Annotated in this window: 20 protein-coding genes; all 20 read right to left on the reverse strand. The window is 44.7% G+C overall.

What is annotated here, in order from left to right; all coding sequences use genetic code 11:
* Positions 1-3: 3 nt before the first annotated feature.
* The 20 genes from AC58QM_RS07175 to AC58QM_RS07270 all read right to left on the reverse strand — a co-directional run bounded on the left by AC58QM_RS07175 (position 4) and on the right by AC58QM_RS07270 (position 21,692).
* A complete protein-coding gene (locus AC58QM_RS07175; protein WP_497282560.1) occupies positions 4-1,734 on the reverse strand; it encodes a polysaccharide deacetylase family protein in 1,731 nt (576 codons plus the stop codon).
* A gap of 14 nt (positions 1,735-1,748) precedes the next feature.
* The gene (locus AC58QM_RS07180; RefSeq protein ID WP_497282785.1) at positions 1,749-2,603 is read right to left on the reverse strand and encodes an ABC transporter permease; all 855 of its coding nucleotides are present in this window, start codon (positions 2,601-2,603) and stop codon (positions 1,749-1,751) included.
* A gap of 25 nt (positions 2,604-2,628) precedes the next feature.
* Positions 2,629-4,437, reverse strand: coding sequence for an NHL repeat-containing protein (locus AC58QM_RS07185; protein WP_497282561.1), 1,809 nt, complete (start codon positions 4,435-4,437; stop codon positions 2,629-2,631).
* A gap of 49 nt (positions 4,438-4,486) precedes the next feature.
* Positions 4,487-6,097 carry an extracellular solute-binding protein gene (locus tag AC58QM_RS07190; protein ID WP_497282563.1) on the reverse strand — a complete coding sequence of 537 codons (1,611 nt, stop codon included), beginning with the start codon at positions 6,095-6,097 and terminating at the stop codon, positions 4,487-4,489.
* Positions 6,098-6,162: 65 nt separating this feature from the next.
* Positions 6,163-7,035 carry a carbohydrate ABC transporter permease gene (locus AC58QM_RS07195; protein WP_497282565.1) on the reverse strand — a complete coding sequence of 291 codons (873 nt, stop codon included), beginning with the start codon at positions 7,033-7,035 and terminating at the stop codon, positions 6,163-6,165.
* 118 nt (positions 7,036-7,153) lie between these two features.
* Positions 7,154-8,530, reverse strand: a complete 1,377-nt coding sequence (locus AC58QM_RS07200) for an ABC transporter substrate-binding protein (RefSeq protein WP_497282566.1) — start codon at positions 8,528-8,530, stop codon at positions 7,154-7,156.
* A 181-nt stretch (positions 8,531-8,711) separates the two neighbouring features.
* Positions 8,712-9,479, reverse strand: coding sequence for an MgtC/SapB family protein (locus AC58QM_RS07205; RefSeq protein ID WP_497282568.1), 768 nt, complete (start codon positions 9,477-9,479; stop codon positions 8,712-8,714).
* Positions 9,480-9,493: 14 nt separating this feature from the next.
* Positions 9,494-10,492 (reverse strand): CehA/McbA family metallohydrolase, encoded by a 999-nt coding sequence (locus AC58QM_RS07210; RefSeq protein ID WP_497282570.1) that lies wholly within the window; start codon positions 10,490-10,492, stop codon positions 9,494-9,496.
* Entirely contained in the window at positions 10,470-10,955 is a 486-nt protein-coding gene (locus tag AC58QM_RS07215) for a hypothetical protein (protein WP_497282572.1), read from the reverse strand. The genes AC58QM_RS07210 and AC58QM_RS07215 overlap by 23 nt, the downstream gene beginning before the upstream one ends.
* Positions 10,952-11,887: an aldo/keto reductase gene (locus tag AC58QM_RS07220; protein ID WP_497282574.1), complete on the reverse strand. Its 936-nt coding sequence runs from the start codon at positions 11,885-11,887 to the stop codon at positions 10,952-10,954. Before AC58QM_RS07220 ends, AC58QM_RS07215 begins: the two co-directional genes overlap by 4 nt.
* A gap of 83 nt (positions 11,888-11,970) precedes the next feature.
* Entirely contained in the window at positions 11,971-12,849 is an 879-nt protein-coding gene (gene iolE, locus AC58QM_RS07225; RefSeq protein ID WP_497282575.1) for a myo-inosose-2 dehydratase, read from the reverse strand.
* 21 nt (positions 12,850-12,870) lie between these two features.
* Positions 12,871-13,086, reverse strand: a complete 216-nt coding sequence (locus tag AC58QM_RS07230) for a glycosyl hydrolase-related protein (protein ID WP_497282577.1) — start codon at positions 13,084-13,086, stop codon at positions 12,871-12,873.
* The gene (locus AC58QM_RS07235) at positions 13,065-13,253 is read right to left on the reverse strand and encodes a hypothetical protein (RefSeq protein WP_497282578.1); all 189 of its coding nucleotides are present in this window, start codon (positions 13,251-13,253) and stop codon (positions 13,065-13,067) included. Before AC58QM_RS07235 ends, AC58QM_RS07230 begins: the two co-directional genes overlap by 22 nt.
* 58 nt (positions 13,254-13,311) lie before the next feature.
* The gene (locus AC58QM_RS07240; RefSeq protein ID WP_497282579.1) at positions 13,312-14,595 is read right to left on the reverse strand and encodes a CehA/McbA family metallohydrolase; all 1,284 of its coding nucleotides are present in this window, start codon (positions 14,593-14,595) and stop codon (positions 13,312-13,314) included.
* A 26-nt stretch (positions 14,596-14,621) separates the two neighbouring features.
* The gene (locus AC58QM_RS07245) at positions 14,622-15,416 is read right to left on the reverse strand and encodes an endonuclease/exonuclease/phosphatase family protein (RefSeq protein ID WP_497282581.1); all 795 of its coding nucleotides are present in this window, start codon (positions 15,414-15,416) and stop codon (positions 14,622-14,624) included.
* 27 nt (positions 15,417-15,443) lie between these two features.
* Positions 15,444-16,331: a carbohydrate ABC transporter permease gene (locus AC58QM_RS07250; protein WP_497282582.1), complete on the reverse strand. Its 888-nt coding sequence runs from the start codon at positions 16,329-16,331 to the stop codon at positions 15,444-15,446.
* 18 nt (positions 16,332-16,349) lie between these two features.
* Positions 16,350-17,240, reverse strand: a complete 891-nt coding sequence (locus AC58QM_RS07255) for an ABC transporter permease (RefSeq protein WP_497282583.1) — start codon at positions 17,238-17,240, stop codon at positions 16,350-16,352.
* An 86-nt stretch (positions 17,241-17,326) separates the two neighbouring features.
* Positions 17,327-18,994, reverse strand: a complete 1,668-nt coding sequence (locus AC58QM_RS07260; protein WP_497282584.1) for a type 2 periplasmic-binding domain-containing protein — start codon at positions 18,992-18,994, stop codon at positions 17,327-17,329.
* A 170-nt stretch (positions 18,995-19,164) separates the two neighbouring features.
* Positions 19,165-19,965 carry a response regulator transcription factor gene (locus AC58QM_RS07265; protein WP_497282586.1) on the reverse strand — a complete coding sequence of 267 codons (801 nt, stop codon included), beginning with the start codon at positions 19,963-19,965 and terminating at the stop codon, positions 19,165-19,167.
* Positions 19,965-21,692 carry a sensor histidine kinase gene (locus AC58QM_RS07270; protein ID WP_497282588.1) on the reverse strand — a complete coding sequence of 576 codons (1,728 nt, stop codon included), beginning with the start codon at positions 21,690-21,692 and terminating at the stop codon, positions 19,965-19,967. Before AC58QM_RS07270 ends, AC58QM_RS07265 begins: the two co-directional genes overlap by 1 nt.
* Positions 21,693-21,836 lie beyond the last annotated feature (144 nt).

Raw genomic sequence — 21,836 nt, forward strand, 5'->3', positions numbered from 1 at the left:
TCTTTAAACACTCACCATACCGACGCCTACTTTTTGGTAACAGTCATACCCATACCTTTTAACAATGGAAGCGTTAGATACTTGCGTGTTCATAGGTATAAACGGCACACAAATGACCATCTCAGGCATTGCGCCTTTTACGATAAGCTCCCCTTCATCACCAAATCCCTGAATGACCGCAAGGCGTCTCTTCCGCTCCCAGGCATTAATTTCTGCACTTGTCATCGTAACAAATCCGCGCTTCAACGCTTCGCTAACTACCTTACGGAAAGAATCCCGAACGAGTGGCTGCGCTTCAATGTGCAGTTGATGAACGAGGAAGTGGGCTACCCCTCGCACACGAGCAACTTCATCTAAAAACGGCATGATTATCGAGCTGTCAGCCCAGCCTTTCAAATCCATATCCTGTGTAAGAAAGCCCAGCTCCAGCACATTGTAGAACCGATTCTGATCCTGACTCCACGCGATTGGAAAATACGGATGACAGGTGCCAAATGCAAAGCCAACATTGCCAGGTTTGCTCGGACCACGCGTTTGGTCCAGTTCGATCCCGTGCTTTTCACACCACTCGAACAACTCGCCCCAACCTTCGAAGCGCGTATAGTGATTCTTATTCGTAACAACGGACGACAGCTTAGCAGATCGCTTCAAAAGCTGCAACTGCCTAGCGAATTCAAGCTCATTCCACGTCTTCCCCGCCAATGCGTTCTCGCTTCGTTGTGAATCCAGTGCATTGTAATGAAAAGCCAGCTCATGCCCATCTTCTTTGATTTGACGATAAACCTCGTCGGAATATCCAGGCTCCAACATACACCATGTCGAGCGCACGCCTAAGTCTTTTAACAACGCCAGAGCTGCGGTAGCTTGGGTATCGAGATTCCCATCACTATCATGGGAAATCGTTAGTACCTGGTCGATGCCATCTGGCCATATATCCACAAAAGGCAGCGTCTTACCGATCGCCAGCGCTGAACCAATTAACCGCGATATCACGGCTTCACGCCAAAGATCTCCGTATGGCTTAGCGAAATACTTGCCGCCCGTTTCAGTTGTTTGACGGTCATACTCCCAGTGATGGGTACATCCGTCATCCGCTTTCAAAATACCTTCGTCCACATTGCCTGTTCCATCTGCAGCTGGCACGCCATCTCCGAGAATAGGCTCCTCACCTTGCTGAAGGCTGACAACTGTTTTGGGAACATCAACAGCCCATCGTTCAATTGTTCCTTTACCAATTGAGAATTGCAGAAGCAGATAACCCTCCTCTTTGCCGTCCGGCGTATAAGACGTAATCGAGCCACTTGCTTCTGACAGCGAATCCGCATTTACGACCGTCCAAGGATTTGCGCCTATAAATCGCAGCAGCTCATCCTCACCCCCTTGCTCGTTCGACAAGCTCACATTTGCATACCCTGCTTGCAAATAGGGGGTTCGGAGACAACCTAATCGTTTGGCCCATTTATTCAGCCCGCCGAAGGAGATTAATCTCCCCCCGCCAGCTACATAATGCCATATTTCTTCATCATAGGGTTGCACTTCTTCATCCAAATTCGTTTCAATGAGCATATCATAAGCTGCAAGCGACTTCGTCGTCGTGACTTGCACCCATTCGTAGGGAATCCCTGCATGGGAAAGGATCTCTGCAATATAGCTGCCCCAGCAGTTAAGTCCATAGCTTTGTCTGCGTTGGGCAGCAGAGTCATCCTTGAGGATACCTAGCCTCACCATGTTCATCTATGTTTTCCCTCCTAATAAATCCCCTGTTCGCCGTATTTCTTCGCAATTCGATTTGCACCGAGTACGAGAATACAGCCGATTACACCTTTAAATACCCCTACAGCTGTTGCAAAGCTATAATTCGATTGGTCAATCCCTTTGTAGTACACATACGTATCCAAGACTTCCGCAATTTCTTTATTGTACGCACTCCGCATCAAGAACAACTGCTCGAATCCACTATCCATGACATGACCTAAACGTATAATTAATAAAATAACAATCGTACTTCGAATACCTGGCAAGGTGACATGCCATATTTTGCACCAGCGATTCGCACCATCCATGGTGGAGGCTTCATACAAATCGGGATTTATGCCGGCAAGTGCAGCAAGAAACAGAATCGTTCCCCAGCCTACCTCTTTCCAGATGACTTGCAGAACAATAAGCGGCCGGAAGAAATGCGGGTTCGAAAGAAAACCAACCGGCTCCGCTCGATGGAAATACACTTCTAGGAAATTATTAATCAGCCCTTCACCACGCAAGAAAATAATGAAGATCCCTACAACAAAAACCCAAGATAAAAAGTGCGGCAAGTAGACGACCGTTTGTACAAATCGCTTAAACAGTTCATTCCGAAGCTCATTTAACATCAATGCTAACAAGATGGGCGCAGGAAAGGCGAACGCAATCTGCATAAAGGAAAGCACTAATGTGTTCCACATGACCCTCGTCAATTCACTCTCAGCAAATAAGGCGCGAAACTGATCGAAGCCTACCCAGGGACTTTTCATGAAACCTAAGAAGGGACTATACTCCTGAAAAGCAATCACAATACCAGCCATAGGTAAATACTTATAGATGATAAAATACAAGATGCCGGGCATAGCAAGCAGGAAGAGATACCGGTCTTTATACAGTCTCCTGCGCAATGATTGAGTCAACTGAGGAATCCCTCCCTATCACTTTCGTGCTTTCGAAGCTATACAAGACATCTCCTACTGCAAAATAAATATCGCCGTTCGAAGCACGGGCAGCCGCTCTTACCGGACCTGGCAGTTCCTCTTTTCTCACAACCTGCGTCGTCCGTTCATCGAACCAAACGGCTTCTTTCCCGATAAAAGCCAGCATCGTGCCTTCATCCCCTTGCAAAAGCCAGCTGCAAGGCTCAGCAGTTGCTATACGCTCCACAACCTCCATCGTGTTCGGATCAAAAAGATGAAGGGATGATCCCGCTTGAATAAACACATACAAGTTTCCAACTGCAATCGCATGACCCATCTGCTCCTCTTCGGGGAACGCAACTTGATGCAGGAGTCCAACGCCTGGCTGCCAAACCCCGAATCCACAAGCTACTTGACGAATAGGAAGTCCACTGGCACCGCCATTCGTCTTCACATACACATAACGCTCATCAGCCGCCACTCCGCAAACTTGCTGTCCATTGTTCAGTGGTTCACGCCATATGTGTACGCGCTCCGTGTCTGGATCCATGCGGCTCAACGCGCCGCCGTATTGCCCGTATTTGGCGGACCATCCTGTCCAGATGCCGCCATCTGGTCCCAGCACGCTGCGTCCCTCCGGCCTAATGTAATCTGGCGAAGCCGCTTGCAACATTTTGGGATTGCGATTATTTAATTGATCCCAAGGCTGCTCGGGCTGATAGATAATATGATCGCCACCAACATAAGCAGATAAATACAACTGCTCTCCTAGAGCAACCATCCCGTACACTTCACCGCCAGCATTGCAGACTGTTGCTGAGTTCCAGGCTTCACCACTCACCGGATCATACCGGAAGATGGTTTGGCCAAATCCACTGGATCCCCACACCTGATTCTTAGCGTCGGTCAGTAATGTGAATATGCGAGTCGGTGATGGATCAGACGGTATTCTTTGTAAGACAGGAACGTCTGCGAGCTGCTCAAGGATAAAATAGTCCTGACCCCGCACCCCAGCATACCTGCCATTCGCCAGTGCGATGACAGAACAGGATTGACCATTGGGCAGTGTAATTGCATTTACACTCAGACATTGTGGATCTAGGTCCGGTATACGCTTGAAGGTGACTGGATCATACCAAATTTGTTCTGTTCCTTTTTCTAAACAGATGAATGAGCTGTTCGCTTCCCGAACGGTAAATCCAGGCGCATCAATGGATTGAAATTCACCTTTTTGCAAATCGTACGCCTTTAGGAATGACTCGCTGAAACCACCAGCTACGAAAATTGTGCCTGGTAAACCGCCATAGACCGGACGGCTGTAATGATTATCCAAGTTATCTGATACCCTGCCTAGATTAAGCAATTCATGAGAGCGTGGATCATATCGCAGCAAGCTGCAGCCAGGCCAACTTCCACCATACACATGCCCATCTGAACCTAGTGTCATATCCCAGAAATACTTCTCATCTGGATCCGAGAGCGGAGGTGCCCATTCTCGCGTTACTAAATCCAAACAATGGAGATACGCATGATTTGGGCATGTGCCTACGACTAACTTTTGATCAAACCAATTCACTAGCCCCCAAGCGCCTTCATCTCCTGGCAATGGAAGGACTTCGTACGCGTGACTTTCCGTATCGATGAAAATTAGAGAACCGGTACCCCCAGCTACAAAGTTGGAGAGAACCAGCTTTTCCCTCCCATCCAGCGGATCGATCATGACTGTTTTAGCCAAAATATTAAAATTTCTACAAGGACGACCCAGGTATTTAAACACGGCTAGCCCTCCCCCATGTTAATGTTCGCAAGTGCGACACGCGTCTAGCTTATTGCCATGCTTCTTTTGCGTCCTTGATTTTAATACCTGCATTCATTTCTGTGATGATGGCTTCGCCGCCTTTGGTTTTCCATTCTTCGACTACTTTACTCCAGTCTGCAACAGGACGAACGCCAGCAATCATTTTGGATTGTTCATCTAGTAAAAATTTCTTTAATTCTGCACCTTTTGAAATCTCAGTTTGGGAAATGACCGCGTAATTCGGGCTTTGGTAGAATTTTAATTGTGTATACTGTTTGGAAATCGCCGCAGTCAATTCTTTCAGTTGTGGCAGTTTATACATGGCTGGATAATCTACATCCGTATCTTTGGACGGAACCATCACACCATCAAGTAGATACGTTGCTGGCACAAGCCCTTGCGTAATGGATGCTGGCTTCGCAACGCCAATGCCATCGGTAAGATCATAACCTTCGCCAAGTCCACCATATAAGAAATCAAAATCTTTATTTTTATCGTTCTTTTGCTCATTCGGATAGAAGTTACGGGAGAAGTCAACCATGCTTAGGATACGTTTAACCTTATCTTGATCTTTGCCAGCTTGCGCTGAAATCACGACCATGTTGGCGAAGCCACGACTTGCTGTGAACCCTTTTGAGCCATCTGGTGCGGTAAAAGCATCTAATGGAAGGAACTGTGCTTTCGGTTCAATTTTCAAAAGACCATCCATGTATTGCTCTGACATTCCGCGTGGACTACCAATGAAAATACCCGCTTTGCCTGAATAAAACTCTTTATTCGTCGCTGCCCAATCCAGTGTAATGAAGTCCTTAGTCATTGCACCTTCCTTATACAGATCTGAAAACCACTGAATCATGTCCTTCCGCGCATTCGATACAATTCCTGGAATAAAACGGTTCTTATCATCTTTATGGTACCAAGCATCTGGATCCCAGTACGCTGCCATTGGAATTGGCCAGTTAATGTCTTTTCCAATCGCAAGTCCATACGTATCGTTCTTACCGTTTTTATCCGGATCATTCTTGGTAAAAGCTAGCGCAACTTGCTTAAGCTCCTCATAGTTCGTCGGTGCTTTTAAACCTAAGCTATCCAGCCAATCTTTACGCACGACAACTGTAAAACCGAATTTGGGATTATAGCCTGGTATCGCGTAGACTTTGCCATTCACTCGGAACTGATCCCACACATAGTCAGGAACAAGCTTTAAGGAGGGATAACTCTTTATGTAGTCGTCTAACGCTAGAAATGCGCCTTGCTTCGCAAATTTACTGTATTTATCGGTTAATTCAGCTGAAGGCAGCAAGGTTGCATCAGGAAGACTGCCCGATGCTAAAGTGACATTTAATTTCTCTGTGTAGGATCCGCTTGGCACTAAAGCAGCTTGATAATCTACATTAAACTTTTCGTTAATTTTTTGAACGGCTTTGCCATTTTGGGGTGGGACATCGCCATTAATGGATTTCATCGTTGTAATGGTTATTTTCTTGGCTGTTTCCGCAGTAGGTGCGGGACTATTGGTTGCGGGCGTAGTACCCGTCGGTGACGAAGAGGTGGTTGATGTAGAGTTGGAGGAACAGGCAACTACTGCAAGCGATACACTTGAAGCCATTAACACGACAAAAAACTCTTTACGATTCATTGGTCACGTCCCCTTTTTAGTTATCACGCGTGAATACATGCCCTTTCCTACTGAGCGACATGCAGCTATCCCTTAACGGATCCGAGCATAACACCTTTAGCAAAATGCTTTTGTAGAAACGGATAAACAAGCAAGATCGGCAGTGTGGCAACCAAAATTGCTGCCATTTGAATCGTCTCGGGCGGCGGCGGGTTTTCAACCATCGCGAGGTCCATGCCCGTTAAAGCTTTGGAATCACTTTGTACAACAAGTTGACGTAGGATAACCTGAATGGGCCAATAAAAAGGATTGTTTATGTAGAGGATGCCTGTGAAGTAGTTGTTCCAATGGGTGACTGCGTAGAATAAGCAAAATGCGGCTAAAGCTGGTTTAGAAAGTGGTAGTACGATTTTCCGGAAAATCGTCAGATCATTGGCCCCATCAATAACGGCCGCTTCATTCAATTCGTTTGGAATGTTGAGAAAAAACTGACGTACGACAATGAGATTAAACGGAGCGATGGCAACTGGCAGAATTAACGCCCAAATGGAGTCCAAAAGTCCAGTTGCTTTTACAACAAGATACGTTGGAATAATGCCCGCAGAGAATAATAACGTGATGAGGATGAGCAACAGCATCAACTTCTGCCCATAAATGTTTCTTGTTAGCGCGTAAGCAAATGTGCAGGTAAACAATAAATTGACGAAAGTTCCCAAGATGGTAACAAGAACTGTGATCCACATGGCATGAATAAAGGTACTGGAACCTAGAATATAACGATAAGCATCCATGACCCATACACGTGGAAAGAGCAGCACTTCACTGTGCAAATATTGTTCCAGTGTCGTGAATGAAACGGAGAAGATGTAGGCAAACGGAAATAACATCGTCACCGAAATCACGACTAGCAGCCAAACGTTTATCCCGTCGAAGATTCGGCTCGACATCGGACGTTTCATGTAATCCCCCTTCCGATTTACATGTAATTTATATTTGTGTTGTCATAATATAAATTACATGACTTCATCTATCGTGTCAACAACAAAATAAATTGGATATAAACTGCTATACACATAATTATGTAAGAATATCCGTCAAACGTTGATTTAACGTTGCTTCATCTTCCAGCATGGACCAATGGAGCTGTGCGGCTTCCATTATTTTGTCCAGCTTCTCGGAAGACAGTCCCATCTCTTTGAGCGAGGTATACGTAGGTACAATATCCCGATACATTGTATAGCGACTGAAAGCCATGTCAGCTCCCTCTAATTCTGCTGCGCTGCGAAGGGCAGGAATACTAGTCGTACGCAGCCTTAAGCCAACTTGGGAATCATACGAAGTGAAGAATTGGGCAAGCAGTGCGGCTTCGTCCTTATTCTGCGAACGATTGGCTATGGCAATGCCAAGCGTAATTAGCAGTGTCTTCGCTTCTTTCCCACGTGGAATGGGTGCAATATCGAAGTCAATGTCTTGCAGATTCAACAATCGATTGAGATGGAAATAGGAAGTAATAATCATCGACAGCTTCCCTTGCGCAAATAAAGCTTCCGGTGTTAAAGGTAATGGCGCATTCGCTAGGAAATGAGGAAACAACATGGGACCATCTAAGACACGTCGATAGTCGTTAAGCCCATCTTTAATTTGCTCCACACACTGTGGAATAGATCCTTCATGATCACGCGGCGCTTCGACGCCATTTTGCATCAAGAATAAAGGCCAACGGTTGCGCGACCTTGTGTAAAAATAGAAGCCATACTTCGTATTCGGTTGTGTCAGTAGCTTCGCGTGCTCCGCGAGATCAGACCATGTCCAGCTTGAATCTGGCATAGCAAGGGACATCTCTCGAAAGTGCGATTTATTATAGCAAAGCACCAGCGGTGAAAACGAAAATGGCGAAGCATATAAGTGTTCATTTTGACTAAAGCATTGTGCTAACATGCGATATTGTCCTTCTAGTGGCGGGGTTGGCGCAAAATAAGCGGCTGCCTCTTGCTCCGCTGTTAAACTATAGAAAACGGAATCACTTAACAACGCGACATCGATTTGCCCCTCCTGCAATCCTGAACGCAAATAGGAGGTGTAGTCGCCTCCACTTTCGGCAATGCGAACAATTTCAATGTGAGGATATCGTGCTTCAAATTGATCCAACAACGTGGAGATTTGAACCGACTCTTCTAAGTCAGCTGGATAAGCAAATCGGATATGACATTTTTGTTGTTTAAACTGTTCGATGACCTGATTGCCGACAGAAGGAATTTTCGTAATATACCCTTCCTCCACTAAGGTTTGAAGGCCTTTACGAACAGAAAGATTACTCAAATCGAACTTCCTAGACAAATCTATTTCACTGGGCAAAAAATCACCAACTTGCAATGTACCCTGTATGATTTCTTTGCGAAGTGTGCCTACCATCTCATTTAATCGTTCTCTGAATGACTTACGTCCTTTGACCAAGATGATCTCTCCTCGCACCAGTTTATATCCAGTTTAAATTTCGAAATTATTGTGTATTATTTTACCATGTACATAGTTAATTGTACATTAGTAGTCATCAATTTCCCCTACAAACAAAAAAAACAGAGCCCGACACCTCACGGAACTCTGTTTTTGTATTGCTTATTGGGAATTCCATGTATTACTGTACACTCATCGTTTTGACCGCTTGCTTGATTGGAGAACTTTCCAACCAAGGAGAATCTGCTGACAGTACATATTCGGAGCGATGAATTTCATCTAGTGCTGCAAGGAGCTTGCCTTTCTCTGGTGCCTTCATCGTAAAACAAAGTTGCATAGTCGGCTTCTCGAGGCTATTTCCCGTGATTTCAATATCCGGCATCATTTTCATCTTCATGATTTGAATGCCTTGGTCCCCTAACGCGGATGCAATCTTGCCAAGTACACCTGGATGATCTAGCACTTTAACGGTAATCTCATGTACGCGACGATTTCTTAACAAGTGCTTCTCCCATTTGTTCAATAAGAGCAAGCTAACTAAAGCCAAGAAGGTGCATAACACAGCCACGAAGAAAAATCCGGCTCCGACACATAATCCAACAGCAGCAACCACCCACACCGAAGCAGCCGTGGTGAGTCCACTCACTACGGATCCATTGCGTAAAATCGCGCCTGCACCAAGAAAGCCAATACCGCTAATGACTTGCGCAGCGAGCCTTGCTGGATCTGCACGTACATTCGATTCGTTAACGAATTCCGAGAACCCATAAATGGACAAAAGCATGATTGTGGTAGAACCCAAACACACCAGTATATGCGTACGAAACCCAGCGGCATGGTTACTCCATTCCCGTTCTAATCCAATTAATCCCCCAAGTACAGTCGCCACCAACATTCGAATCAATAGATCTAGGTGAGAAATATACCAAACACTAGAAATATCCGCCATTGTTTTCCCCCTCCTTAATCATTCAAATAAATGGGATTCGTAAACCCGATCATGGTGTGCACCTGATGGAATGTCCCGAACATTTCCGCTCGCAGCCAACTGACACCCTCCAAGTCTAGCGAGAACACCCTCTCTTGATCTACCTTTGACAGCTCACATACTGCGATCTCACCCTTGTTGCTATTCAATCGTAGAGTAACGGACATGTCCATTAGCTCCCATTGACCACTTCTCACAGTAAAATCAACTCCGATTACAACTTCAAAACAGTTGGATGCATGCGCTTTTCTACTAATTGATCCTCCGATGCCAGCCAACACCTGATTTTCCCATTTAATAGCTAGAAGTGGAAGTGGCCCCATGGAAACAGCAATCGCTCCAGTACGCAGGGCGTTTATGACACCAGATTCCGCTCCTTCATTCTGATTGATGTGCAGGTACGTGGCACTGATAGGTTCTTTCACAGGATCTTTGATATGCCAATCCCTTCCACTTGTAGCGGATATCCTGACTCCACTATTTAGTAATTCGGTCCATCGTGCAAATGCCCGTCTATTATTCTTTTGAATGGAAGGGAATACGCCAGACCATACTTCGATGTAGTCAACTTCATGCCAATCGGAAATTTCAAACTCCCAGAAACAGCCGGTGCACATTGGACTTCCGACACGGAAGGGATGAGCGATCCCTACTACACCGCCTTGACGATGAACCCCTTCGATTCCCCGGGAAATATGAAAGGGACTTAGTTGCCGCCAATCCACATAATCGCGAATCCCCAGTGTAACCATGTGACCAAAAAACGTTGTCCATTCCAACCCTTGAATAATGTTGATCCCAACTCCATCTTGAATGTGCTCACGGTCGGAGAGCCCCGTCATTGTATTGTGGTCCGTTAAGGCGAAGCCAGCAAATCCAAGTGACTTAGCCGCTTCTGCTAATTCAAGGAGCGACTGTTTCCCATCACTATGAAAAGTATGCGTATGAAGCTCATAGGGCTGCCACTGTCTCATCTGCCTGCCCCCCTTCTTCAATCCGCAATCTGTATCTGACTTGCTCAGATACAACGCAATGAAGGCTGATCGTGACTCGGAACTGACCACGTGGAAGCTGTCCTGGAATCAAACCTGGAGAGGCTTCTTCGTTTGCAATCTTCAGGCGTTGAACGGGGTCATGTCGATGTCCTGCTCCACGAAAGCCATGCTCATCATCGAATGATAGCGTTAGCAAATTCTGCAAAGGTAAGTACGCTCTCCAATTCTGTTGGCTGGCTTCGACGTGCTCCGGCAGCATATAACGCTGAAGACCTTCCTCGATCAATGATTTGGCCTTCCACTCCTCTTCTAATGTCTTAGGTTCGTAAGCAAAATCCACATAGAGTTCATCTACAGGCGAATGGAGATGCAAGGTGTACGTGATATGACTTTTCGAGCAGCTAGGGGTTACAACCCCCTCAGCAGAAAAAAGCGCCTTCATAGGGGTAATCCCTTTTCGAGCCAACGCACTTCTGCGGGTGACAACGCGATATCTACCGCAACACAGTTCGCATTCAATTCTTCTAAGGAATGTGCAGCAACGATTGCACAAGTAGGGAAGGCTTGATTCGTTACATAGGCTAATGAGATTTGCGCCAATGTTACCCCTTTGTCGGCTGCTAATTGTTTGGCACGTTCCAATCGTTGCCAATTGAGTTCGTTGTAGTAGACGCGAACCATCTCTTCGTTATCCTGATTGTCTGGTGTGAAACGCCCCGTCAAGAATCCCGCAGCCAACGATGACCAAGAAAATAATGGTGTATGGGTCATCTGATGCCATTCGATCGTCGATTCATCCGCTGAGACGCAACCTGGCCAGCGAGGCATATTCGGTGTTGCAAGGCTTAAATTCGTACTGCTAAAAGTAAAACCCATCAGCCCTTTTCTCTCCGCATAGTCGTTAGCTAACTGGATTCGCTGATGCGTCCAATTCGAGGCACCGATCGCACGAATTTTCCCGGCATGGATATGCTCATTCAAACTATCGATGATAGGTTCCACTGACACTTCAGGATCGTCACGATGTAACGCATAGAAATCGATATAATCGGTTTGCAGCCGTTGTAAACTATCAGTTAGGTCACTCGTAATTGCTGCGGCATTCACGCGGGGTCCATTCGCATCATGATGGGCTCCCTTCGTCATAATCAACATGCTATCGCGATTGCCTCTCGCTTTCATCCAGTGACCGATAGATTTTTCACTCTCACCAGCTCTATACCCATGTGCTGTATCTACCATATTGCCGCCAACTTCAACATACGCATCGAGCAGACTGTCTACTTGGGGTTGAATCGCAGGCTGAAAATAATCCGAACCCAGAATCATTTGTGAACATGCGGACTCGAATCCATGAATAGCTAATTGTTTCATTTGGTTGTACTCCTTCATCGTAACTGAGATATGTGAAACAGTGCCCCTGGATGCATAAGCGCCAGGGGCAAGGTAGTGCCGAGTTATTCGGTTAGTGATTTCAAATAATTCCTTGCTTTTTCTGCGTAGAACAGCGGGTTCGCAATGTCTGGATTTTGTTCCGCTTCCACAATGATCCAGCCTTCATAATGGCGTTTTTTCAACTCTTCAAAAATAGGTTTAAAATCAATACAACCATCCCCAGGCACAGTAAACACGCCTCTTCGCACGCCTTCCCGAAAACGGTATCCGTCTATGAGATGTTGTTCCAACACCTGCTCACGTACGTCTTTCAAATGGATGTAAGCGATCCGATCATAGAAGGTTTGCAAAATATAAAGCGGATCGCAGCCGCCATAATACGCGTGGCCCGAATCAAAAAGCAGATAAACTAACGTGGGGTCTGTCATTTCCATTAAGCGAGCAATTTCTTCACTGGTTTCAACGACGGTCTCACCATGGAAATGGTATACGAGCTTCATGCCGTTGTCTTTACAGTACTGACCAGCCTTGTGTAAGCCTTCCACCATAAACTCCCACTGGGCATCCGTTAAGGGTGTAATACTGATCTTGTTATTCGCGAGATCCTCTATCTTATTACTCGATTCACACGTGACGACGTACTGACAGCCCATGGCTTTCAGAAAGTCTGCATGTGCACGAAACGCTTCCATCTCTGCCTCATGTCGAGACGGATCACTGAAGTGAACGGATCTCCACTGTGAGGTGAGGACCATATCTTTACTTGCTAATAATTGTTTGAGCGCATCGACATCCCGTGGAAATTTGCGGCAGAACTCCGTGCCTTCGAAGCCGAGACTCGCCATTTCAGTTAGCACTTGCTCTGCTGTATAGTGGTTCCCATATTCCTTGATATCTTCATTCACCCAATTGATGGCGGAAATGCCGTATTGAACTTTCATGTCGATAACCTCCTAAACGTCCTAACAAATGCGAAGTGTATGTACCTCGAACGGCTTCGTTGGAAGAATGACTTGCTTAACTCCGTTTTCGTTGCGAGATACAAGTGGTAATTCACACTGCGTATACTCCAACAGATCGGTCTGGAACACACGGGTGATTGAAGCTGGAAGCGAAATAACAAGCTCCCTTGCAGTCCCCGTCCATTCGCGCAATCTTAGAATACAACCATCGTCCACACATATTTCTCATGCTCCGCATTCGGAGCCGTTTTCTCACAAATATCAATCACATCTTTTAGCATTTCTGTCCTGTAGCGCTGGACAACATCAGACACCCAACCTGTAAAACCAATATCAAAATGAGTTTTGAACACAACATAAATTTTCTCAAGCTTTTGCGCCATTATCTGAACTCCTTTCCCTGACATTCATCTGTCTATTCGTCTATTCGTCTATGCGTACTTACTTGTCAAAATAAATAGGATTTGTAAGCGCAGCCATTAAAGTCATGTCAACCTCTTGAAAATGTCGCCACACTTCCGCTCTTACAAAGGTTGTGTCTTGAATGTCAACTTGAAGGGCAAAACTGCCAGCTTCCGTCACTTCAACTTCCTTTTCCAAACCACGATTACTTATTAGTTTTACCGTATCCCCGATGAGCAGATCCTCTGCTTGGAAGGAAACTTCGTTAATTGACTCTCCTGCGGGTACAACATCTCCCACCATATAGGTGCCGCAATTCAGCTGTACGAAAGGTCCCTGCGGCGCATACGTGATGCAAACATGACCCAAATCGATCGCACTCAGAATACCGTCAACGGTCTTTCCAGAAGCGTACACCCATGTACACGGCATTGCATGCTTCACGTACGGATCTGGGCGATGTGTATCACTTCCACCAACAGCAACAAGTCTTCTGCCGGAGACGAGTTGCTCATGCCACCATTGCAATGCTCTCGCATTTCGATCGGCAAACGGCCCGTTCCACACTTCGACCCAATCGTGATCCACATTGAAATCCCATTCCCATGGGCAAAATTCACAATGCGGGTGATTGATGACGATTTTGGCACCATTTGCACGCGCTTCAGCAATCTTAGCTTCGACGTCCTCCTGCCCTTTCACTCGAAAATCAAGGATGGGATCGGCAACGCCAAGAAAATTACTATGCCCGAAGTTCGTCGTAAACTCCATGCCGGGAATCATGAGCACATTCGTATTCCGTGGGTACGTCACGTTTTGACTAACCGCATTATGATCGGTCATGGCGATGAAATCGCACCCAAGCCCCTCCATCATTGCCGCGTTTTCCTCAAGTGTAAACGTTCCGTCACTATTCACGCTGTGTGTGTGCAGATCGCCTTTGAGCCAACGCGGTGTTTTATACAGAAATTGAATGGTGACGTGAACCGAACAGCCTTCACTTGGCACTTTATACGCATTATGCAATACCGCCCAGTCTCCTGGCGTTAAATCACCTGACGTATAGCCAGGCGTTGCCTTTTCCAAGCCAACTTGAAACTGTTTACGCGCACCGCCACTCCAGCCTCTCACTCGCTCCGAGTCTCTTAAGCCCAAGTCAATAATAGCTCTCTGCTCACTATGAGATTCAATCGAATACGTTACTACTAGTTCCTCTACATGCTCTGGCATTTCAAAAGGCACTTCGATATAAGCGCTTTGCTCCGCATGAGCAATTTCGCGCGTAATAGTCATAACTGAACGGTTTCTTGCCTCAGGTTTCATCGCTATTCTCCTTGATTGACACCATTTTAGGGTATGTTCACAGCTGCAATAATAGGGTAATGATCGGAAGGGTAGCCCCCTTCGACTTGCCTTCTATCAACAATCGTATCCAGCAATTCTATTTCAGGTGAGACGAAGATATAATCGATAGGTGCTTCATCTGCACCACCGTTGAAATCGTGAGCTGTTCGACCTATAGGTCCTTCTAGAAGGGAATAAGCATCCTTCAACCAGCCTTGGGGTCCTGTCTTCTGCGACTTCCCGCTTAAATAACGAATTGTCGTATTACTTGGATGACTATTCATGTCTCCCATTAGAATAACTGGTAAGGGCCCAGCAGCTTGATGCCTAGATACGTAATTCCAAATCACCTTAACACCGTTTTCTCTGGCATCCTGGCTGCGATGGTCCAGATGCGTATTGTACACGACAAACGCTTTCTGGCTGATCTTATCTTGGAATCGAACCCAGGTACACATTCTAGGGAACATGCTGTCCCAGCATTTGGTTGCTGCAACGTCTGGTGTATCCGATAGCCAGAAATGTCCCTCTTCAAGCACCTCAAGCTGATCTTTTTTATAAAAAATAGCATTATGCTCATCCTCATGTTCGCCAAAGCGTCCCGTGCCAATCCAATTGTAGGCTGGCAGCTCTTCATGAAGCTCCGTTAGCATGTCATAATAGCCTTCTTGTGTGCCGAAAAGAATGGGATCATGTTCTTGGATGGTTTGAGCCACGCGTTTAACGCGATAAGGCCATGCATTGGCCCCATCTTTCGGCTCGTTGTATCGTAAATTGAAAGTCATGACCTTCCCTAACATCACATTACACCTCTTTTTCAACTATTCTTATTCTTTGACTGATCCTAGCATGATGCCGTGGATAAAGTATTTTTGCAGAAACGGATAGAGAATTAGAATCGGTACCATCGACACAACGATCTTGGCCGCATTGAGTGTTTTATCTGATACCTTCATTAATAATTCCAATTTGGAGGAATCTAGTTCGAGCATGGCGTTCTGACTAACAACGAGCTGCTGAATATACGTCTGCAACGGATAAAATTCTGCGCTGCGCATAAAAATCATCCCGTCAAAGAACGCATTCCAGTGACCCACAATACTGAATAATGTAACCGTTGCCATAGCGGGCAATGAAAGTGGCAGATAGACGCGAATCATCATGTACCAAGGTCCTGCCCCATCCATATAACCTGCTTCACTAAGCTCCTTCGGCAAGTTTCTGAAGAAGTTCATTAACAAAATGACGTTAAACACAGGGACTGCTCCTGGCAGCACTAGCGCCCAAATCGTATTAAACATCCCTAAGGATTTAATCGTTAAATATAGAGGAATGATCCCACCGCTGAATAACATCGTGAATAACATAAACCACATATACAAAGTCCGATGCGGGAACTCTTTATTGCTTCTAGACAAAGGATAGGCCATCATGACAGTCAAAATGAAGTTAATCCCACCGCCAAGCAATACCCGTTTGACAGAAACTAGAAAAGCATTGAAAAAGTGAGGCTCTTCAAGAATTTTACGATAAGACTCCAAAGTAAATCCCACAGGCCAGAACTTGACGAGGCCGCCTGCCGCTGCTGCATTATCGCTAAACGAGACAGAGAATACGTGTACAACAGGAGCAAGCGACATGAATGAGATCAGAAGCATAACTAAGACGAGAATGGCTTCGGCTACCTGAGCGGATATTGTTTTACTACGTACCATAAGTATTCACCTGCTTCATTAGAAAATTCTGTAATTAGCGTATTTATAAGCAATTTTGTAAGAGAGGATAATAAGGATGAACCCAATCATCGATTTCAATAGGCCGACAGCTGTCGCTAAACCATATTGTGCTTGCACAAGTCCAACCCGGTACACATACGTATCAATAATATCGCCTGATTTGTAGACAAGCGGATTATACAAATTGAAAATTTGATCAAATCCTGCATTAAGAATATTTCCTATGCTCAAAGTAGCCAACAACACGACGGTTGGTACTAAGCTTGGCAAAGTGACATACCATAACTGCTTTAATCGCGTAGCGCCATCCATTTCAGCCGCTTCATACAGTGAGGGATTAATGCCCGCTAAAGCCGCTAAATAAACGATGGCAGCGAATCCAAATTCTTTCCAAATATCTGAGCTAACTACAATCGTAGGAAACCAACTATTTTTCGCCAAGAACATAATTGGCTCGATACCAAACATTTTCAACGTGCTATTGATAATGCCATCCAACGACAACATATCCATCACGACGCCAGCTAAGATAACCCAAGAAATAAAGTGAGGGAGGTAAACAACCGTCTGTACCCATCTTTTAAAAATATGAAAGCGAATCTCATTCAGCAATATGGCAAATGTGAGCGGAACAATCAGATGTGCAATAATTTTACATACTGCGATAAATACGGTATTAAAGAAAATCGTTTTGCTGTCTTCCAACTCGAACATGTACGTGAAATTTTCGAACCCAATCCAGGGCGAATCCCAGATACCTAAACCAATCTTAAAGTTTTGGAACGCAATGGCGACCCCGAACATCGGAATAAGGTGAAAAATAATAAGAAGCACAATTCCCGGTAAGAGCATCAAATGATAGTGCTTATAAAATGATCGAATATTCATTAGTCTTACACCTCTAGTTCAAACATGATTGTGTACAAAAAGCGCACCACCAATCGGTTAGGCGGTGCGCTTTTGGTCAGTACCTATTACTTTTTGGATTTGTTCAGTTCCTCTGTCACTTCTTTCGTGATTTCGTCGCCGCCTTGCGCCTTCCAATCGGTTACGAACTTATCGAATGCTTCTAGCGGTTTCTCGCCCATGACAATTCCGAAGAACGTTTCTTTCTCCAGCTTTTGCAGATTCGCCCATTTTCTTTCCATCGTCTTCGTGTTAGCCGTAAATTCGCTATACACTTTATTCATGTTTTGTTTCAATAACTCAGCAGGAGCTGTGTAGCCATAATAACCAGACCAATCTTTCAAATCTGCTTTCGGATTAGCTTTATCACGAGTTGCCTTATCAAACATTTCTTTCATTTCTGGACTCAGCTCTTCTGGTTTGGTTTGCCCACCCAGCGCTTTTTTCAACATGTCTGATTTTCTTTCTACCGCATCAGCAAAGTCGAACGTCGCATTTCCGATCGGCCAGTGTTCTGCACTTACGGAGAAATCAAGCTTCAAGGCATCTGGATCTACTTTACGTTGCGCATTGATAAACGTGTTAGCGTAGATCATGGCAGCTTCAGGATTTTTCATCCCTTTTTTCACAACGATAAATTGTGTACTTACTGGTACCATCATGGTATTCACTGCACCCTTAGCATCAGGGATCAAGTAGGGTACGAAATCAGCCTTTGGATTAAGTTTCATCGCGTCAGCAGCCAAACCGCCGGACCACCATGGCCCGAAGAAAACGCCCGATTTACCAGAAACAATATTTTCGTTCGGCTCTTTACGAAGCGCAAATTCCTTATCAATTGCGCCTGCAGCATACATTTCACGCAGCTTAGTTAGTGCTTGTTTCGTTTCAGGCGTGATTGAAGCATAGACTACCTTGCCTGAGCTATCTTTAATCCAGTTAGAGACACCTTCAACCCCACCGGATGGGTATGCACCGAAAGCTTGGAAAATACCTTTGAAGTCTCCACGTTGCGCTTTGCCATTCACAGCCAAGGATTTCTCAAACCCAGCGATCCCCATGGTATCCGCTTTTCCATTGCCGTCGGGATCTTTCTCAACAAAAGCTTTGGCGATAGCCGTTACATCATCAATTGATTTCGGCGGCTGCAGCCCCAATTTATCCATCCAATCCTTGCGCACCCATACCATACTTGCTGCATCCGCTTGAACGCTGATATTCGGAATACCCATCAACTTGCCCTTATACGTCGCTTTCTCAAGCGCTTTATTGTTCGTTGAACCGTATAACTCTTTCGCTAAAGGCGAAGCATATTTGTCATATACTTTACTCATATCTTCAATTTGACCCGCTTCAGCTAATGCTAGAAAAATCTGCTCATTCACTAGCATAACGTCAGGTAAGTCGTTACTTGCGATAGCCAGCTTCATTTTTTGCTCATGATCCTGAGGAGCGGCATACCAGAGAATTTTGAAGTTAATATTCGTTTTTTGTGAAATATATTTCATGTACTGGTTGCTTTCCACTGTATCACCAGCTGGCAACTTCGCTCCAGGACTTAAACTTTTGAATGTGGTAACTTCAATCGGGTTCGGCATCTTGAAAGGGTCCACTTTCACGTTAGAATCCGCCGTTGATTGTGCGCCATCCTTACTAGTCCCTGTGTTATTGCTTGAACATGCTGTCATTAGAACAGCGATTGCCATCATAGAAATTAGAGCTTTTTTATTCTTCATAATGCCCCTCCTCTTTAATTACCCTACACATACATCTTAAAATAAAAGAAAGGCATTCAGGTCCAATTCTGTCTTGTGTTTAGGTAGCAAATCGTCTTGTAATCGGCACATTTGAACGTCCAGTAGACGAAAGTGCACTTATTAGGAGACGATTTGCGACCAAATCTAAGTTACTTTACGGGTTCCTTCTTGCGAAACTCACCGGGCAGCATCCCCGTTAACTCACGAAATACCTTGCTGAAATATTTCTCATTGGGATATCCAGCCTGCGTCGCAATCCACCCAATGGATTTGCTAGACTGAATTAGTAAGGCTTTCGCATGATTTACCCGCACTTCACGGATGAAATCGTTAAACGTTTTCCCCGCAATATCTCGAAAGCAACGACTGAAATAACTGCGGCTCATATTGACCCTTTTCGCAATATCCGTGACTAAGAGGTCCTGCTGGAACTCCGATTGAATAATATCTACCGCTTTCCATACACTTGCATTAACTTCTGGTGAATAAGGCCCTTCATCTTCTTCCAATAGCGTTGTCAAATGCAGATGCTGAATAGGTGCATTTGCATCCCTTGTGCGCATTTTCTGCTCATCCATCTTGTTCACAATGCGTCTCAGCACATCATCCATGTGCTCATGCTCAAGCTCAACCTTCGTTATGTAATCCAGCGCGCCCAAACGAAGCGCCTCTTGAATAAGCTCAAAATCCTGATGGAACGTCAACACGACCATGCTGATATCCTTATATTTCTCTTTCACCGATCTCATTAAATCAATACCAGACATAACCGGCATAGCCAAATCTGTAATAAGTAAGTCCACTTGGTTATTCTCAAGAAACTCCAATGCTTTCTTCCCATTTCCAGCTTCGCCTACCACTTCTAATTTATGCTCACGCCAAGGCATCATCGTGATGAAGCCTTTCCGTACCAAATGGTCATCGTCAACAACCATAACTTTTATCATCATCAAACTCCTCCTATCGGAAGACGAAGAACGATCGTCGTCCCTGCGCCGATTGTGCTTTCAATATGGAAACTTGCTGCTGGTCCGAATTGAAATTTGACCATACGATACACGTATTGCAGCCCAATCCCCATTCCTACTTTCTTCTTCTCTAACGTGTTTTCACTCATTAATTGTGCAATATCGTCCTCCGTCATGCCATCACCATTATCCTTCACTTCAATAATGACATGGGATAAACCGTCTTCGATTACACTCACTTCAATAACGCCATTGTCACCTAAGCCATGGTATAACGCATTCTCGACGAGCGGCTGAAGAATAAACCTTGGAACTGCTAATGCAAGTGCCTTCTCATCCGCATGGATCTTCACATCAAAATGAAAATTGTAGCGGATCCCCTGCAGCTCCACGTAATTTTTCAAAGCATCAATCTCATCATTGATTCTTGCCGGGCCGCCTTTTCCGAGATTATAATAGAGCACTTTATTTAACGTAGATACTAATCGATCAATATCCTTTTGCCCATTCGCACGAGCCAGCCAGCGTATCGTATCCAGCGTATTATGTATAAAATGAGGATTGATTTGCGTCATTAATTTCTCAACCTCAAGAAAAGCTTTACTCTGTTCCTTCTGCTCTACTTCACTAATGAGCTCAAAAATACGACTTCTCATCTCGGCAAATTCTCTGTATATCATTGCAAACTCTGAAATTTGCGATTGTCTTCTAGGAAATACTTCCGTATTGCTTTTTACATTACGAATATCCGTACTCAGCAGGTTTAGCGGTCGATACACGGTTCTCCAAATCATCCAGGCAATAAAGAAACTCGCAATTAACGTTAAAATAGCAAAAAACACAAACTGCTTCATCCACCTATATACTTCGAGGTTATAGACCGAATTGGGGACAGCCGACATCACTTTCCATTTCTGATTACTGGCTTCCTCGAACATCCGATATTTACCTGTCTTGTCCTTATGAGAATCAGCAGAAGCATATACACTCCCAACAGGAAAATCTTCCGAATCCTCGCTATAGACAATTTTGCCGTTATTATCAACGATCAGATGTACTAAGTTCCCGCCGAATTGATCATTGTCTTTGAGGATGCTTTCAGCCAACTTAAAATTCGTTTCAATATAGACATACACATCGTCACGATCCGGCAGCTCTACTTTCCGAAGAATCGAAAGCACTTGATTGCCATCAATAGGATTAAGTGAAAGATGCGGACCCATATACGTAAGTTTATCGAATTTAATGAGTACAGGAAGATTCTTTAGATCATAATTGTCATTTACACTAAAATTCTCAAATAAGGCCTGATTGTCATTTTCAAAATAGTAAAACATCAATCCTAGCGTTGGGTTCGTGAAATGAATTAATCCTAATTCACTTCGAATCTCATCATTCAGTCTTTTTTTCTCGTAAATATCCGCTGCTAAGTAGCTCTCTAAGCTTTTCCCTACTCTGCCGTCAAAGGCTAGCTGCTGTGAAGTATGATTCAATTGACCAAGCGTATCTTCCAACATGATTCGGACTTGATGCAAATTGCTAAGGGCACCGCCCTCTGCCTTATTTTGCAGGATGGCATACATCGAGAAATATGAAATACTTCCTATCAGAATTAAAGGGGCAAGCGAGCTTATAAACAGAATGATGATGAGTCGATATTTTAACGAATGCGGCTTCGGTGGTAATCCAAACTTATTCCATATAGTCATGATTCAGCCTCGCTTTGTTGTTATTTGTCTTAGTATTGCCTAGTATACAAAACAAATAAAGCGCTAACAACCGCTGAACTGCACACACCGTTTGGAAAATATAAGGATATTCGGATTTAATACGCTTCAAATCATTGATAATAA

The organism is Paenibacillus sp. J22P165 (genome assembly GCF_059692015.1).

Excerpts from the sequence above, each read along its gene's own strand:
- AC58QM_RS07175 (WP_497282560.1), bottom strand. The coding sequence starts at position 1,734 with ATGAACATGGTGAGGCTAGGTATCCTCAAGGATGACTCTGCTGCCCAA.
- AC58QM_RS07180 (WP_497282785.1), bottom strand. The coding sequence starts at position 2,603 with ATGCCCGGCATCTTGTATTTTATCATCTATAAGTATTTACCTATGGCT.
- AC58QM_RS07190 (WP_497282563.1), bottom strand. The coding sequence starts at position 6,097 with ATGAATCGTAAAGAGTTTTTTGTCGTGTTAATGGCTTCAAGTGTATCG.
- AC58QM_RS07195 (WP_497282565.1), bottom strand. The coding sequence starts at position 7,035 with ATGAAACGTCCGATGTCGAGCCGAATCTTCGACGGGATAAACGTTTGG.
- AC58QM_RS07205 (WP_497282568.1), bottom strand. The coding sequence starts at position 9,479 with ATGGCGGATATTTCTAGTGTTTGGTATATTTCTCACCTAGATCTATTG.
- AC58QM_RS07210 (WP_497282570.1), bottom strand. The coding sequence starts at position 10,492 with ATGAGACAGTGGCAGCCCTATGAGCTTCATACGCATACTTTTCATAGT.
- AC58QM_RS07215 (WP_497282572.1), bottom strand. The coding sequence starts at position 10,955 with ATGAAGGCGCTTTTTTCTGCTGAGGGGGTTGTAACCCCTAGCTGCTCG.
- AC58QM_RS07220 (WP_497282574.1), bottom strand. The coding sequence starts at position 11,887 with ATGAAACAATTAGCTATTCATGGATTCGAGTCCGCATGTTCACAAATG.
- iolE (WP_497282575.1), bottom strand. The coding sequence starts at position 12,849 with ATGAAAGTTCAATACGGCATTTCCGCCATCAATTGGGTGAATGAAGAT.
- AC58QM_RS07235 (WP_497282578.1), bottom strand. The coding sequence starts at position 13,253 with ATGGCGCAAAAGCTTGAGAAAATTTATGTTGTGTTCAAAACTCATTTT.
- AC58QM_RS07240 (WP_497282579.1), bottom strand. The coding sequence starts at position 14,595 with ATGAAACCTGAGGCAAGAAACCGTTCAGTTATGACTATTACGCGCGAA.
- AC58QM_RS07245 (WP_497282581.1), bottom strand. The coding sequence starts at position 15,416 with ATGTTAGGGAAGGTCATGACTTTCAATTTACGATACAACGAGCCGAAA.
- AC58QM_RS07250 (WP_497282582.1), bottom strand. The coding sequence starts at position 16,331 with ATGGTACGTAGTAAAACAATATCCGCTCAGGTAGCCGAAGCCATTCTC.
- AC58QM_RS07255 (WP_497282583.1), bottom strand. The coding sequence starts at position 17,240 with ATGAATATTCGATCATTTTATAAGCACTATCATTTGATGCTCTTACCG.
- AC58QM_RS07260 (WP_497282584.1), bottom strand. The coding sequence starts at position 18,994 with ATGAAGAATAAAAAAGCTCTAATTTCTATGATGGCAATCGCTGTTCTA.
- AC58QM_RS07265 (WP_497282586.1), bottom strand. The coding sequence starts at position 19,965 with ATGATGATAAAAGTTATGGTTGTTGACGATGACCATTTGGTACGGAAA.
- AC58QM_RS07270 (WP_497282588.1), bottom strand. The coding sequence starts at position 21,692 with ATGACTATATGGAATAAGTTTGGATTACCACCGAAGCCGCATTCGTTA.